Annotated in this window: 17 protein-coding genes and 1 pseudogene; all 18 read right to left on the bottom strand. The window is 58.3% G+C overall.

The window, feature by feature from the left end:
• Nucleotides 1–416 precede the first annotated feature (416 nt).
• Nucleotides 417–1,022, bottom strand: a complete 606-nt coding sequence (locus QXU72_08645; GenBank protein ID MEM0495312.1) for a hypothetical protein — start codon at nucleotides 1,020–1,022, stop codon at nucleotides 417–419.
• A gap of 378 nt (nucleotides 1,023–1,400) precedes the next feature.
• A complete protein-coding gene (locus QXU72_08640) occupies nucleotides 1,401–2,441 on the bottom strand; it encodes a glycosyltransferase family 4 protein (GenBank protein ID MEM0495311.1) in 1,041 nt (346 codons plus the stop codon).
• 112 nt (nucleotides 2,442–2,553) lie between these two features.
• On the bottom strand, nucleotides 2,554–2,928 hold the full coding sequence (locus QXU72_08635) for a hypothetical protein (GenBank protein MEM0495310.1): 375 nt from the start codon (nucleotides 2,926–2,928) through the stop codon (nucleotides 2,554–2,556).
• The gene (locus QXU72_08630) at nucleotides 2,925–3,272 is read right to left on the bottom strand and encodes a glycosyltransferase family A protein (GenBank protein MEM0495309.1); all 348 of its coding nucleotides are present in this window, start codon (nucleotides 3,270–3,272) and stop codon (nucleotides 2,925–2,927) included. Before QXU72_08630 ends, QXU72_08635 begins: the two co-directional genes overlap by 4 nt.
• Before the next feature lie 429 nt (nucleotides 3,273–3,701).
• Nucleotides 3,702–4,253 carry a dTDP-4-dehydrorhamnose 3,5-epimerase gene (gene rfbC, locus QXU72_08625; GenBank protein ID MEM0495308.1) on the bottom strand — a complete coding sequence of 184 codons (552 nt, stop codon included), beginning with the start codon at nucleotides 4,251–4,253 and terminating at the stop codon, nucleotides 3,702–3,704.
• Between the two features lie 4 nt (nucleotides 4,254–4,257).
• Nucleotides 4,258–4,889, bottom strand: a pseudogene (locus tag QXU72_08620) (NAD(P)-dependent oxidoreductase).
• The gene (locus QXU72_08615; GenBank protein MEM0495307.1) at nucleotides 4,886–5,029 is read right to left on the bottom strand and encodes a hypothetical protein; all 144 of its coding nucleotides are present in this window, start codon (nucleotides 5,027–5,029) and stop codon (nucleotides 4,886–4,888) included. The pseudogene QXU72_08620 and the gene QXU72_08615 overlap by 4 nt, the downstream one beginning before the upstream one ends.
• A gap of 54 nt (nucleotides 5,030–5,083) precedes the next feature.
• On the bottom strand, nucleotides 5,084–5,407 hold the full coding sequence (locus tag QXU72_08610; GenBank protein MEM0495306.1) for a nucleotidyltransferase domain-containing protein: 324 nt from the start codon (nucleotides 5,405–5,407) through the stop codon (nucleotides 5,084–5,086).
• Nucleotides 5,382–5,777: a HEPN domain-containing protein gene (locus QXU72_08605; protein ID MEM0495305.1), complete on the bottom strand. Its 396-nt coding sequence runs from the start codon at nucleotides 5,775–5,777 to the stop codon at nucleotides 5,382–5,384. Before QXU72_08605 ends, QXU72_08610 begins: the two co-directional genes overlap by 26 nt.
• Before the next feature lie 560 nt (nucleotides 5,778–6,337).
• On the bottom strand, nucleotides 6,338–6,475 hold the full coding sequence (locus tag QXU72_08600) for a hypothetical protein (GenBank protein MEM0495304.1): 138 nt from the start codon (nucleotides 6,473–6,475) through the stop codon (nucleotides 6,338–6,340).
• Between the two features lie 289 nt (nucleotides 6,476–6,764).
• On the bottom strand, nucleotides 6,765–7,349 hold the full coding sequence (locus QXU72_08595; GenBank protein MEM0495303.1) for a hypothetical protein: 585 nt from the start codon (nucleotides 7,347–7,349) through the stop codon (nucleotides 6,765–6,767).
• A gap of 216 nt (nucleotides 7,350–7,565) precedes the next feature.
• Nucleotides 7,566–7,838, bottom strand: coding sequence for a hypothetical protein (locus tag QXU72_08590; GenBank protein MEM0495302.1), 273 nt, complete (start codon nucleotides 7,836–7,838; stop codon nucleotides 7,566–7,568).
• Nucleotides 7,828–8,022 carry a hypothetical protein gene (locus QXU72_08585; GenBank protein MEM0495301.1) on the bottom strand — a complete coding sequence of 65 codons (195 nt, stop codon included), beginning with the start codon at nucleotides 8,020–8,022 and terminating at the stop codon, nucleotides 7,828–7,830. Before QXU72_08585 ends, QXU72_08590 begins: the two co-directional genes overlap by 11 nt.
• Nucleotides 8,023–8,104: 82 nt before the next feature.
• The gene (locus QXU72_08580) at nucleotides 8,105–9,133 is read right to left on the bottom strand and encodes a glycosyltransferase family 2 protein (GenBank protein ID MEM0495300.1); all 1,029 of its coding nucleotides are present in this window, start codon (nucleotides 9,131–9,133) and stop codon (nucleotides 8,105–8,107) included.
• A gap of 523 nt (nucleotides 9,134–9,656) precedes the next feature.
• Nucleotides 9,657–10,316, bottom strand: a complete 660-nt coding sequence (locus QXU72_08575) for an ABC transporter ATP-binding protein (GenBank protein MEM0495299.1) — start codon at nucleotides 10,314–10,316, stop codon at nucleotides 9,657–9,659.
• Nucleotides 10,313–11,962, bottom strand: a complete 1,650-nt coding sequence (locus QXU72_08570) for a hypothetical protein (protein MEM0495298.1) — start codon at nucleotides 11,960–11,962, stop codon at nucleotides 10,313–10,315. Before QXU72_08570 ends, QXU72_08575 begins: the two co-directional genes overlap by 4 nt.
• A 155-nt stretch (nucleotides 11,963–12,117) precedes the next feature.
• A complete protein-coding gene (locus QXU72_08565; GenBank protein ID MEM0495297.1) occupies nucleotides 12,118–13,305 on the bottom strand; it encodes a hypothetical protein in 1,188 nt (395 codons plus the stop codon).
• The coding region (locus QXU72_08560) for an FtsX-like permease family protein (GenBank protein MEM0495296.1) at nucleotides 13,302–13,975 on the bottom strand (674 nt) is incomplete at its 5' end. The genes QXU72_08565 and QXU72_08560, both read right to left, overlap by 4 nt.

Below are 13,975 nucleotides of genomic sequence, written 5' to 3'. Positions count from 1 at the left end.
AGTATAGAAATTCTACGTGAAGCAAGTTCAGAAAAGCTACGCTATTTCACTCTGACCAAGATATGCCTGGTTCACAGCCCAAGCGTTCTGCTGAGAACACGAAAAATAAAGGACACGTGCTATACCCGATCTAGTTGTGCTGCTAGCATCGCGTTGCCGCCTTGACGTTAAACAACGTGCCGGGGCCTCTCGAGCAGCTCTAAACTTTGCTAGAGCTTCAGCCGAAGTCCCTTAGAAAGTGATGCTTTTTCATTTCCCTCTAGCTCAATCCTCCACATTTTAACGCTTAGATCAGAGCTCCGATAATGGTTCACGTTAAGGGATATTATTAATGAAATCCCTAAGTCTCGGTGCTGTAACATTCCACTCAAATAACGACGTGACTCTTTCTCGGGCGGTCTTGCCTAAGCTATTTCTCAGAGAATAATTGCTCCCGGCGTCCTCTCCGCTAAGATCGCCCTTCCTGCGGCCATGTAATGGAAGAACTTAATACGCTCGGCGTAGTAAGCGGTTGGATGAGCAGAATTAGGTGCGATAAGAACATCAGCGGCAGCGAACAAGCCTAACCTCTCAGGGTCGTTATAAGGTAGCGGGCCTATAACTCGAGTTTTACCCAAAACTTTAAGTTTTTTGCAAAAGCGTATCAAGTCCAAGTCTACTCTTCCTAACTGTAAAACCAGCTTAAGGTCTGGCAGCTGTTTACTTGCAAGCGCAACTGCCTCGACGACCTTCCGGACGCCTTGCAGGTCGATTCCGCGGTACGACCAAGCGCCCCCGCTGTAAGTGACAAGAAAGCTATCACCTAACCTGTGCTTGCTCCTAAAGTTTTTCGGATCAGCTTTCATTGGGTCGAACTCGCTTAAATCTACACCGTGCGGAACGTACGCGCATTTCCTTACTTTAAGCCGTTTCTTCATGATCTCCATGAGCGGTCTACTCCAGAAAATCACACCGTCAGCCTCCTCAACAGCTTCAATATCGAAAAGGTTCAACTCATCCCAAGGCCACATAAGTATGTCCATCCAATCTATGATGATTGTTTCTGTTTCCCCATATCCTTCTCGACCCTAGGAATGGGTTTAGCGTTATAACAGTGTTAGCTTTGAGGCGCGCGAGTAGTACTTTATTTTAGGACATCAGTGGCCAGAGCAGTTACCAGCGCATCCCCGCCGCTCCGTGCATGCTGGTAGATCCTTAGCTCTGCTCTTGATAGGCGATGATTAAGCCCTAAAACTCTGCTTAGTAACCAGCTCGAGTCCCTGATCTCCTTGTAATAGTATATGCTCGCGAGCGGTAAAGCCCTTCTTGCAAGGTAGGGCCTCCTGTAAGACCGAGAGTCGAAGGGTGTAATGTACGCGATGCTCTTGGTGCTTTTTGAATTCAAGGCGTTCACCACACTTTCAGCTGCTCAGAAGGCGCTCGTAAAGCTCGATGTACTCCTGGGCAACTTTATCCCAGCTGAACTCTTTCATAACTTTCTCGAATGCTCTTTCGACGAAGGTCTTCGGGTACTCCATCACACTCCTGTTGATTGCTTTGGCGAGCTCCCTAGGGTCTCCCGGCTCGATTAGGATGGCGCATGTCTCGTCGACCACATCGAGGATACCGGGAATCCTCGAGGCGAGGATTGGGGTCTTCGAAGCCATCGCCTCTAGCAGCACTGTGGGCAACCCCTCCGCGCGTGAGGGGAGGACAAGTAAATCACTCCCTTTGATCACCCTCAACGCCTCCCCTCTCGGCCTGTAGCCCAGGTAGTGGAAGTTTCTCAAACGCTTTGAAAGAGCGCGGGCACGCTCCTCGAGCTCCCTCACCCCCGACCCCACGACGATCAAGTGCACATCGGGGTTTAACATCCCAGCAGCCTCGAGGAGCACGTCGAAGCCTTTCTCGCGGCTTAACCGCCCCACATAAACAACCTGCTTCTCATAAATTTTTAAACCCTCGGAGGGGATCTCCCGCAGATCTACAGCGTTAGGAATGTAGACGGCGTCAACCCCCCTACTCCTGTAGAACTCGCACACGCTGCGGGAAACACATGTTAAGGCGTCAACGCTTCTCACAGCTTTGCTCTCGAGCCACCCGCTCAACTTCCCGAAAAGCCTTCCGTGCAGCAGCCCGATCTGCCGGGAGTAGACACCGTGCTGCGTGAGAACTCTAGCCTCCGCGCGCGCTAACCTGATAGCTGGCCAGGACGGCACGTTGTGACCGTGAGCCACATCGTACTTCCTCCCTCCCAGGCTGCGGAGCAGCGACTTCAAAGCGGAGGAAAGCGCGAAGCTAGGGTTATAGAGACCCTTCACCGGTATGTGCGTCGTGTTCTCGACGGATAGCACGTCGACCTCGAAGCCGCGAGCCTCAAGCTCTCTCCGCAACCTAGCCACGTGCTGGGCAACGCCGCCTATACCGCTAGCGCGGGGTGACACAAGGAGCAGCTCCTTCACAGCCGTCAGGCCTGCAGCCGGGTGCTTAAGCTTAACGGACCTTCATCTCCGCCCTCAACCCCTGTGCAAGGAAGGCGCGCCTCAGCTTGCTCAGGACGCCGTAAAGGAAAGCCTACCTGCGCACAGTCCAGTAGAAGAACATCTCCGGCTTACGCATCCTTAAGCTCAGCTGGAGGCCTTTCACCGGCGCCAGCAGGGCGGCTACAATAGGGTAGAGCCAAGCAGCACCGCCGAGAATCCTGTAGAGGAAAGGGTTCAGCTTGTAGCATCTCCAGTAATCGCGTTCGTGCCTGTACCTGGCTATTACGTGCGCGAAACCCCTCCCCCACCCCACTTGCTGCCTGATAAGCTCCCCTACCCCTCTCCTGAACATGCTCGCCGTTCCGGGTACCTCCACCACGCTAATCCTGAAACCGGCTTTCCAAGCTCGGAAACTGAAGTCGAGATCGTCGGCATCGTACGGCGGGTATATCCAGAAGCCCTTCACCCGTCGAAAACACCGCGCTTAAAAGCAATGAAGGATCCTCCAGCGAAGCACCACCATCTTGCCATCTCCTCGGAGTAAGCCCTGCCGTAACGCCACACCAGCTCCTTCAAACGTTCAATTTTAGTTAAAGTCTGAGAACCACTCGCTTTCACATAGACTACGTCAGCTCCTCTCTCGAAGGCTTCAAAAACTCTCGTGAAGTGGTCTACGCCAACGGTGCAGTCAGCATCCACAAAGTAAATGTAGCTACCCCTTGAAGCTAGAACACCAATGTTCCTGGCGATCCCAATCCCCTTCCCCTCATCGTAGACGACCCTGATGTAGGGGCGGAAACGTTCTAGAATCCTCTATTATCATAAGCTATAAGCATCAACGACTATAACCTCCCTGGAGAAGCCCAGGAGAAGCTTCTATCTCAAAACGCTGAGCAGCGTGTAGCCGATCGTCCTCCCGTTATTTTTAGAGAGAATCACTACCGAGATCATCTTCTCTAAGTTAAAGTTGCTAGATAGAAGCTTTTATCGTTTTCTCTCAACAGCCAATCTAAATAGCTTAAATTCTGAAGCGCTAGAATTCTATTGTTCCAAGTTTATCTCCTAAAAATTAAATGCGGCTCTGCCTCCGTTAGCGTATACATGGGAGGAAGGCTTTGAAGCGCTCCACTACTTCTCTCACACCTTTCTCGAGGGAGCTTTTGATTGGAAGCCGAGGCAGCTCTCCTCCAAAGCGTTCACATTCGAGAAATACGCTGGTCAAGGAGCTTGCTGCGAGCGCTAAGGTGGATACGCGAAGTTTGTTTCAGCTTCCTTCAGCGGTAAGCCCTTGCTGTCTTTCTCGCTCACGATAGCGTTCTCGATCGGCCACTCTATCCCCAAGCTGGGGTCGCGCCAGAGGATACACCTCTCGTGCTGGGGGCTGTACTCCTTCGTTACCAGGTAGATGAAAACCGAGTCCTCCAGCGCCTGGAAGCCGTGGGCGAAACCCGGCGGGATCCAGAGCAGCAAGCCAGGCGTCAGCTCCACCGCCACGTGCCTGCCGAACCAAGGCGAGCCCCTCCTGATGTCGACCGCTACGTCGAAGACGCGCCCCGAAGCGACGGTGACCAGCTTACCCTGCTCCATCGGCTTCAACTGGTAGTGCAGGCCCCTAACCACACCCCTCCTCGAGAAGCTCATGTTCACCTGAGCGAAGTCGTGCGGGATCCCCGCTGCAGCGAAGTCGGTCCTCTTGTAGAGTTCCGCGAAGAAACCTCTCGCGTCGCTGAAAATCTTAGCTTCGACGAGCACCACGTCAGGGATCTCAAGCCTCTTGAAGGTGAACGGCATAAGCTCACCCCAAAGCCTCGCGGTAGCTCCTAACGAAGTGCTCCAGGCAAGCCTGCAGCGGCGGCAGAGCTAAGCCCAAGGCCGCGGCCCTCGACGTGTCGAGGCTGGAGTCCCTCGGCCTCCTCGCCACCAGCCTCGCACTGCTCATCGGAACCGCTCTAACCAGCCCCCTATCCGCTCCCAGGAGCTCTGCCAGCCGGAGCGCGAAGTCAAACCTAGACAACCTCTCACCCGCAAGGTGCAGAACACCGGTAACACCCCTCTCAGCCGCCCCCACCAGCCTCTCCGCGAGGAAGGGAACGTAGGTGGGCGAGAGGAACTGGTCCTCGAAAGCGCTCACCGGCTCCCCCTCACCAGCTTCTCCAGCGCTATGAGCCCGAAGTTCTTCTTCCCCGCAGGGCTGTACCCGTAGAGCCCGCTCACCCGGACGGTAAGGCTCCGCTCAGGCAGCACGCTGGACACAGCCACCTCGCCCAGCAGCTTGGAAAGCCCGTAGTAGTTGACGGGGTTGGGGGCATCCCCCTCCCTGTAACCGCCCCTCTCGCCGTCGAACACGTAGTCCGTGGAGACGTAGATAAGGTAAGAGCCAGCCTCGAGAGCGGCTCTCGCGAGGTGGAGCGTTGCCAGGTAGTTCACCCTGTAGGCCAGCTCCCTGTCCACCTCCACCCGTCGATGTCCGTGTAGGCCGCAGCGTGCACGATGACCTCCGGCTCCACCCTCCCAACGAGCCCCTTCACGCTCGGGGCATCTTCAAGGTCAAGAAAGCGCCACTCCACACCCTCAAGGCTGGGGGGCTGCTGCCCTGTGATCCCTGTAGCGCTGTGGAGTTCCTAAGCTATCCTGACTAGCCTGGCTCTCTTCCTGTAGGTTTCGAAAAAGTCTCTCGTAACTACGTGCACCTCGAAGGGGTCTGTGATGCCGCTTTTCCAGAGCTCTGCGATCACGTGAGCTGGCGCTGCGTCTGTGACTACTAGGACGTCTATGTCGCTCGAAAGCAGGTGCCTTCCCTCGGCGACGCTGCCGAAAAGGTACACTTCAGCTTTTTCATCTAGCCTCTTCACAGTGTCCGCTATCGTTTTCAAGTGCTTGTCGAGGTCGCTGAAAATCCTTGCCCGGCGCTTCGCCTCGCTAACCAGCAGCTTTTCCGATAGCATCCATCAGCTCCCTCACAACCTTCTCGAGCCGTGCAACCTCGTCGAAAGTATACGCCCTGGCCACGTACCTCGAGGTTATGTACGCGTCCTCGAGCGCTCCGATCTCAACGCTGAACTTAGAGAGCAGAGCCTTGATTTCCTCGCACTTTTTCACTTCGTACAAGAGCTCCATAAGCCTCCTCACGCTGCGCGTTCTCGGGTACTCTAAGCCCAGCTTCAGCAGCACAGCTTTGAGGCAGAGCTGAAGAGACTGCTCGAGGCTGAAGGCGGCTAAGTCGAAAAACCCCTTTCGATCTGCATGCGCGCAGTTTCGTAGAAGCGCCTCGACCTCTCGAGAAGATACTCGCACTCCTCGCGTTTCGCCATACACTGCCAGCAACTCTCCCGAGGCTGGTGCAGATAAAGCTTAGCCTGTCGGAACAACTTTCAGCTTGCAGACGACCGGCGAGCGCGCCAGCTTTAGGAAGCACGAGACACTCTGGGGAAACCCGGAGGTTGAGGGGCACTCCGCCGCGCGTTAAGATGCGCAGAACATGATAATCCTTTAAGCTTTTTCTCCTGTTCAAACGTAAAGCCTGTAAATGCATCTTTCTGCCTTGATACTCAATCGTGGGGCTGAATGCAGGTGGGGCCGCGAGGCACAAATCCACGTCAGAAAGGCTCCTGCAACAGCTTGGGGGGATTGCAGTTGCTCCCACTAACGGCGCGTGCGGCCGGCACTTCCGTTCAGTAACCAATTACCTGCGGCGTAGCCGCGTAAGATGTTATTGGCAGGCCGGTAGTCACCATAGCCGTCGAAAGCCGTTTAACTTCCCAACGGCGTGCCGAAGGCTTGCCTCAAGTAACGCGCGGCCATAGTCCTACGCGTTGAAGGATGCGACTACTTCTCAGCTTCAGAGAAATCAGCCCCTCTTGAACTCTTCAAGCATCTTAACTGATGGCGTACCCGACTTCTTCCGGGTTGTAGACTCCTTTGTAGAAAGCTCCATTACGCAGCGTCCTCACGACGTCGCTGTACATGGCTCTAAGGTCCTCTCCGGTCACTTTCCTCAAATGATCCGCGCTCACTATGAGATCTAGAGATCACACCCGGTCTACGGTTAATGTAGGAGCTCGCGGCAGCAACCTAGACAGGAGGGCTTCGCTGACATCGCTCTTTAGGGGCACCCCTCGTTTCGAGAGCCTTCTGAAACTCCTCAGCGTAGCTCAGCCTCTTCGGCTGTTGCGAGAGTTATCGATGGAGCCTTCGGCCGAAGAACCACAGCACTGTCGATGGTCGCGAATCCCACGCTTCGATAGCCCCTTGGACACCTGCTCTTATCGCCTCGAACGTTCAGCGTAAACGGTAGCCCTTTGTTCACTGCTTTAGTACTGCTCTCTTCAGGTCGGCCATGTCCTTCTGCACTTCGACGAGCAGCTTGCTCAACTCGAGCATTGTCTTCTGAACTTCTACAACAGTCTTCTGCACGTCGCCTAGCAGCTGATAAACACCATCAATCCTCCTGCTCAGCCTCTCGTCGAGCTCGGCAATCCTTGCGTTGAGCCGCTCATCAAGCTCGGCAATCCTCCTGTTCAGTCTCTCGTCGAGCTCGGTGATTCTCGCGTTGAGGGAATCAGCTAACGCGTCTATACGCTTATTCGTCTCGTCGATCCGCTTATTCGTCTCGTCGATGCGCTTGCTCAGCTTCTCATCGAGAAGATCAATCCTCCTATTCAACCTCTCGTCAAGCTCGGCAATCCTCCTGTTTAGCCGCTCATCAAGCTCGGTGATCCTCGCGTTAAGCGAGTCGGCAAGCAAGTCGATCCGCTTATTCGTCTCGTCAATCCGCCTCGACATATCTCTCACAACAGCAATCGTGAGAACAGCAAGATCCTCAGGCTTCAGCCTCTCACCCTTCTCCACCTTCCTCACAACAAGCTCCAAAGCCTTATCAACCGCCAAAGGAAGCAGCTGCTCAGCCACCCCCCAACCACTACTTCTACAGGCACACCCGCTGAAAAACATTGCTAGGCAGCGTAAGCTGCTCCTCAGCCGCCGAGCCCACCGCTCAACAGCTTCCGCAAGTTGTAGCTCGCAGCTCGCTGCCGAGGAGCACTGGCCCACCGCCCCCAGGGGTTGGGGGCTCGCAAAGCAACAAAGCTCGCGTGCCACTCGGCTTCAGAGTGAATACTTGTACCCGGCGATGTTGCACACCAGGCTGCGGAGATCCCGCCTCCCGGTGGCTAGCAGTGCGGGCGACATGAGGATGAGGAGCGGGAAGGGTAGGCCCCACTTGTAGTACTCTACGCCGTAAGCGTACTCCCTGGCTGGCTGCCGGATAACGGGGAACTCTAAGCGGCCGCTGTACTCTGGCGGCCACCAACCGCTAGCTACGCTCAGAGCCGAGATGTAGCCGTCATCGCAGTAGCTAACAGGGTACTTACCCCCCAACTGCTCCTTGAGGAACCTGACTGAAATTAGCTAAACCCCGCCCAGCCACCGGCGCCCCCCTGGATAGAAGTTCGAGGAGGTAGTCCGGGGGCAGCTTCACACCGCTATCAGCCTTGAAGAAGTGCGTGCACCTGCTCAAGTCAAACCTGCTCAGCGCAGCGCTAATCGCGCCGCCGATCCTCAACGGGAGCGGCAAGCGCTGAGAGGCTGAAAGATGACCGCGGCAGCTGCTAGGACCGCCAGCACCTTGCTATTGAAGATCCAGCTCACGATCCCACTCCTCTCTCTATCGCCTCCAGCGCCCTGATGATCCTGTACTCCATCCTCTTCAGGAAGAGGGCCATCACCGCCAGGAGAGAGGACGTGACGCCGACTCCGCCGAGAGTCACGCCCACCAAAGCCCACACGTGGTGCTTAACTCCCAGGAACAGCAGCTCGTAAGCCACCCAAGCCAGGATGAGAGCCGCGGGGATGAGGGCGAGCGCCCCCACAGCGAAGATGAAGAAAGCCGGGTTGTACCTCCACGCCAGCCTCACGGCGTCGAGCGCTATGAGGAAGCCGTGCCTCAAACTCAGCTTCGACTCCCCAACCCTAGGCCTGTACCTGGCATCCACCTCCGCTATCCTCCTCGTGGTCGACGCCACGTGAGCTGCCAGCTCCACTTCGACGCTGAACCCCCTGCTTTCAAACCAAGCCGTCCTCGCCACGCTCGTCCTCAGGAGGTACATCCCGGAGCACACGTCCCTCAACTTCGTGCCGAAAAGCAAGTTGAACATCTTCGTGAGGAGCCAGTTGCCAAGTCTGTTGACAGCGGGGATGTTCTCCCTACCCTCTGTTCTCGCTCCGATGACCTCGTCGTAGCTCCGAGCCAGCTCCAGCATCCTGTAGGCGCAGGAAGGGTCGTAGCTGTAGTCCCCGTCGATGACGAGCATGTAAGGCGTGTCCACGAAGTCGAGAGCCGTCCTTACCGCGTCAGCCTTACCCTCACCGCGCTGGGTAACAACCCTAGCCCCCCTCGCCGCCGCTATCTCCGGCGTACCATCCCTCGAGCGCCCGTCGACGACGAGTATCTTAGAGAAACCGTACCCCCTCAGCTCGTCTATAACCAGGCCTATAGCCTCCGCCTCGTTAAGAGTGGGAATCACCACCGTCACATCCTCCAGAGAAACAGGACCAACCCCGCGAGAAGACTCCGGCGGGGCACCGCAGCCCCCAGCCCCACCCGGCCCCGCGCAGCCAACCTCCCTGCCCCCAGAGCTAGAGCGCTTAACCCCCGGCACGACCCCTCCCCGCATCAGCGGCGCAGCCCCGGCTCCTCCCCGAAAAGCCCTCAGCCGCACCCCACCTGCGAAGAAAGCGCCACGCTCATCGCAGCGAGATGCGAGTGCAGAACTAACCTCAAGACAAAGAGGATTGTAACCCCGCCCGGCCCCGCCCTCGAAGCCGCCCGGACCCTCCTCTCGGCTACTCGGAGGCTGAGCTAATGCTCCACGCAGCCCAGCCCTCTCAGACCAGATCCCCGACACAGGAGTTAGGATAGCCCGCCCCTCCGGCTCGAGCCTCCAGCGCAATCCCAGCCTCAGCGCGCGCTCGCAAGCGGTGGAAAACAGCATCAGCACGGCTTCGATTCCCGCAGGCCGCGGAGGCTCAAAACCGACAAGTAAGCCTCCAAGCATCCACAGAGTTATCTCTGGGAAAGCTAAATCTTTTTCGGGAAAGCGACCGCTCCGCGCGCCCCGGCGCGAAGAGCGGCACGCCTCACGCCCCCAGCCAGCTCGCAGAGCGAGGTGAGTAGCTGAGCCCTCCAAGCCGCCCGAGTCAGGGCATCTCGTAGAGCCGCCCGTCTCTCAGCAGATAGTCCCTGTGGGTCGGAAGCTTCTCGTAAAGGTCCGTCGTTGTCACTACCACCGCGACCCCCCTCTCCCTGTTAACCTTCTTTAAAAGTTCTACAACTAGCCTGGAGTTCTCTTCATCTAGGCTCGAGGTGGGCTCATCCGCGAGAACTACTCTCGGGTTGTTGGCCAGCGCCCTCACCACCGCTATGCGCTGCCTCTCCCCTCCGCTCAGCGTGTCCGGAAACCTCCCGGCTAGTTCCTCTAGGCTGAAATACCTCAGGAGCTCCATAGCCCTCTCCCTCCTCTCCTTTTTCCCGACCCCGGCTAAGGCCAAGGGGAGCTCGATGTTCTCCAGAACAGTCAGCGATGGAATCAGGTTGAAGAACTGGAAGACGAAGCCTACCTGGTACAGTCTAATCCTCGACCTCTCGCTGTCGCCCAGCCCGTTAACAGACCTCCCGAAAAGCCTCACATCCCCTTTGTCGGGCGGCTCCAAGAGGCCTATGATCTTAAGCAGCGTCGTCTTACCCACACCCGACTTACCCCTTATCGAGACGAACTCTCCCTCACCGACCACTAAGTCCACTCCTCTCAGAACCTCCCTCGTGCCGTACGATTTCCAGACGTTGGAGAGCTCTATCAAACCTCCCTACCCCTATAGACCTCTACAGCACCGTTCGAGTATATGAGGCTGAGCGCGCGCACCCTCTCCCTCCAGCCCCCGGGCAGGTCCACGCTGTAACCCCCGCCGACAACGTACCCCTTCTCCACCATCCAGTCGTAGACCAGCAGGATCTCCGGCTCGCGCGACCTCCCGGACAGGTAGAGAAGGCCCCGGAGCTCGTCAACCCTCAGCCAGAAGTAGTACCTTAAAAGGTAAGCCATTTTCACGTCGCTCGCGACAGTGCTGCTACCGCACCCGCTCGAGAGCCAGGCCCCAGCCCCGTACTCCGAGCGCCTGTTTAGCCAGAAGTACCCTAGGTAGCGCTCCCGCACGTGGATCGCGGCGTGAAACGTGAGGAAGTTACAGGCTAGGATTACCACCAGGAGGGCGAGGGCCCCGAGCCTCCGAAGCCCCAGTCCGTTCCTCGACAGCCTCCGAAGCCCTGCAGCGCATAGAATCGACAGAGGAGGCATGAGGAAGACTAGCCCGCGATAAGCGAGAGTAGATCCCAGCCCAGGCTCCGCGCCGAAAACCGCGTAGGCTTCGAGCCCAAGCACGGCGGCTAGCCAGAGGAGAGGGATATCGGCGTAGCGGTTGCCGGCGCCCTTAAGCATGTCGTAGCCCAAGACGCTTAAGGGGGCTGCCGCCACGAGGGGAGCTGCGTACAGGAGGTAGCGCTCCGGGAGGACTGGCGCACCGGGTACAAGGGGCTTCCGCGTCGCTAGGAAAGCGAGCGCAAGCGCTGCGAAAGCAGCGCAGGCAGCTAAGACCCCCGCTAGACCCGGCTTGTGAGGCGTGAAAGCCAGGTGGAGCGCCACAGCGAGAAAAACCAGCTGGTAGGAAGCTGCTGAGAACCAGTCGATCTCGGAGAAAAACGCGGAAACCCAGCTGGCGTAGAGCGCGAGGTAGGCTAGAGCCTGGAGCACAGGGATCAGCGGGAAAACCAGGCAGCGCGCCTCCACCTCTCCGCCCGTCCTCCACTTCGAAGCTAGAGCCGCCGCGCACATAAACGCCAGTATAGCCGAGGTGAGGATCGCCGTGTAGCAGTGCGCCACAACCAGGGACGCGCTGGCGAGGGAGAAGAGGAGGATCCTCCGCAGATCTTCACCCCTTTGGAGGAAGAGGAGAATCAGCATCATGTACAGCGGGTGCGCGTACGTCTCGCCCTTAACCCCAGCTGTCAGCATCACATCGGCGAACGCTGCAGCCAGCAGCGTGGACGCCAGGAAGGCAACCCTCCCACCGCAGATCCGCCTCACCAGGACGTAGAACACGAGGATAGAGGTAGAGCCGGCCACCGGCACGAATAAGGCCATAGCCCTTACGGGCTCCCAGCCCGTCAACGCGGAGACGAAAGCCCCGAACAGCTTATCTCCGAGCTCTTCCCGAGTCCCCAGCACCTCGACGTTCAAGCCGGTGAGGGGGCGCGTCAGCAGGACCTCAGCGTACCTTACCGAGGGCCACGCGTCGACAGAGAACGGCAGGCCGCTCAAGAGGAAAGGGTAAACCCTCAGGCAGATAGCCAGGGTGAGCGGCAGCGCGATGGAGAGAGCCCCCGCGAGGCCGGAGCCAGCCCGCTCGATAGCTCCCGCAGAGGAGCTGTCCTCGCCCAAATCCCCGCTCATCGAAAAACCAGAGTATCGCAGCTAATATAGCTGCAGCGCAGGGGAACCCTCTGCGGGCGCTCAGCCGAAGAGAGAGCGGCAGGAGAGCTAGAGCGCGCCGAGTCCCGCAGGGTCCTCGAACGTCTAGGGCACGCGGAGAACATGCAACAAGCCCGCTACCCGACCTCGCTCTCCAAGACGCCGAGCGAGAGGAGAGCGGCCGACAGGAACAGGCTCAGAGCTAAGACGAGGAAGTCCAGCTGGAACGGCACCGTGTGCGATAAAACCTGCAGGTAGCCGTGCCTCTGAACCGTAAGTAGAAACGCCGAAGCCGCAAGCCAGCCGGCTAGGGAGAACGCCGCCCCCCACGGCAGGAGCTTGAGCAGCATATCCACCTTTAGAAGCCTCTTCGCCGCGCCGAGCGCCCTCAAAACCTCCACCTCACTCCTATGCTGAGCGACCACTGTCTTCGACGCCAGAACCACCACCGAGCTGGAGAAGAGGAAGACCGTGAGGGAAATCGCTAGGAGAACCTCCTCCCTCACGCCGTACCTCTCCATGTAGCTCTTCATTAGAGTGGAGGCTTCCTCGACCCCCACATCCTCCAAGCTAAAGCTCCTCGCCACCCAGCGCGGAGCATACCTGGGAGCCTCAGCCTCCCCCCGGCCCCCGCCGGCCCCGCTCGGGCGCGAAGCCTCCGCTGCAACCACCTCAAAGATCTCGGCCGGGGTCACCACACCCCTATCCAGCTTCAGCCTTATGAGGGTGACACTCCCGTAGTCCACCCCCCTAAGCCACTGCCCCACGTAGAGCGGGACCAAGATCTCGTCGTCTAGAGCCGACCCGGACGCGAATAAGCCCTCGACCTGCAGCTCCAAGTACCTATCCGCCAGCACGCCTAGGACGAGTACTCTGTCGCCCGGCTTAAGCCCGAGCCTCTCCGCGAGGCTTCTCCCCACGATGGCTGAGCCCGCGCCCTCCAGGCTCGCGGAAGCCCCCTCGACCGCCAGGGGGTTGAGCTCGACGAGCCTCTCCAGAATCACACCCCTCACGAAGACGGGCTGACCCTTGACCACGCACGGAGCTATAACCTCAGGGCTGCTCGCCACCACACCCTCGGCAGCCGCCAGCCTGTCGGCGAGGTACGCCGGAACCAAGCCGGTGAAAGGCGTCCTACTCCTCCGGTCGTACACCGCTACGATATCCTCCCCCTCACCCAAGTAGGCTGCGAGGCCCCTGTAGAAGCCCAGGAGAGCCGACGCCGTGAGCGAGAAGAGAAAGGACGCCACCAAGATCACTACGGCTAGCGTTAAAACACGCTGACGCTTAAAGTACCTGTAGCTCGAGAGCCCCCGCACAGTCACAGCGGATACCCCGCGTACTCGGAGCAAGCAGACCTGTAAGCAGGCCACAAGCAGCCCAGAACCGAGGAAGCCAGCGTCATGAGAAGTATCCCGAGCGCCTGCCCAGCCTCCAGGAACGGGGACACCTCCGCGCTCGGCGCCAGCCACCAAAGAACCCTTGAAACCACCTGAGCCACCACCAGGCCCAGAGCCACCCCCAGCACACCGCCCAGAGCAGCCACCACAGCCGCGTAGCCCACTACCGCCGCGAAAACACGCAGCCTACCAGCACCCAGCGCCCTAAGCATCGCGAGCTCGTAGGCAGACTCCACAGCGAGCCTCACAACCACCACGTAAGAGGCCAACGCCACAGCAGCGTAAACAGCTAGGCTCCAGACACTCAGAAACGCCAGCAACTGCGCGTTCAAGCCCTCCACGAAAGCACCCGGCTGCTGAACCTTAACCACCTGAACCGAGGAAGGCAGCACCTCCTCCAGGCGCCTCAGCGTGCCGGCCACACCAGCACCAGGCTTCAGCGTGAACTCCACAAGCGAAACCTCAGAGACGTCCACGGAGAAGCTGCTCAAAGAGTCTAGAGGAATGAGAACCTCAGCGTCCAGCGCAGACAAAGCCCGGTGAACACAAGCAACCGTGAAGTCAACACTTCTCCCGTTAATCGTAAGCCTCAACA

The sequence above is a fragment of the Thermofilum sp. genome (assembly GCA_038741495.1).
GTDB lineage: Archaea > Thermoproteota > Thermoprotei > Thermofilales > Thermofilaceae > Thermofilum.
The sequence above is the reverse complement of the archived record's forward strand: the minus strand, read 5'-3'. Positions and strand labels throughout refer to the sequence as shown.

Coding starts and splice junctions, on each gene's coding strand:
- QXU72_08645 (MEM0495312.1), bottom strand. CDS start 1,022: ATGGACATACTTATGTGGCCTTGGGATGAGTTGAACCTTTTCGATATT.
- rfbC (MEM0495308.1), bottom strand. CDS start 4,253: ATGCCGTTCACCTTCAAGAGGCTTGAGATCCCTGACGTGGTGCTCGTC.
- QXU72_08610 (MEM0495306.1), bottom strand. CDS start 5,407: ATGCTATCGGAAAAGCTGCTGGTTAGCGAGGCGAAGCGCCGGGCAAGG.
- QXU72_08580 (MEM0495300.1), bottom strand. CDS start 9,133: ATGCGGGGAGGGGTCGTGCCGGGGGTTAAGCGCTCTAGCTCTGGGGGC.
- QXU72_08570 (MEM0495298.1), bottom strand. CDS start 11,962: ATGAGCGGGGATTTGGGCGAGGACAGCTCCTCTGCGGGAGCTATCGAG.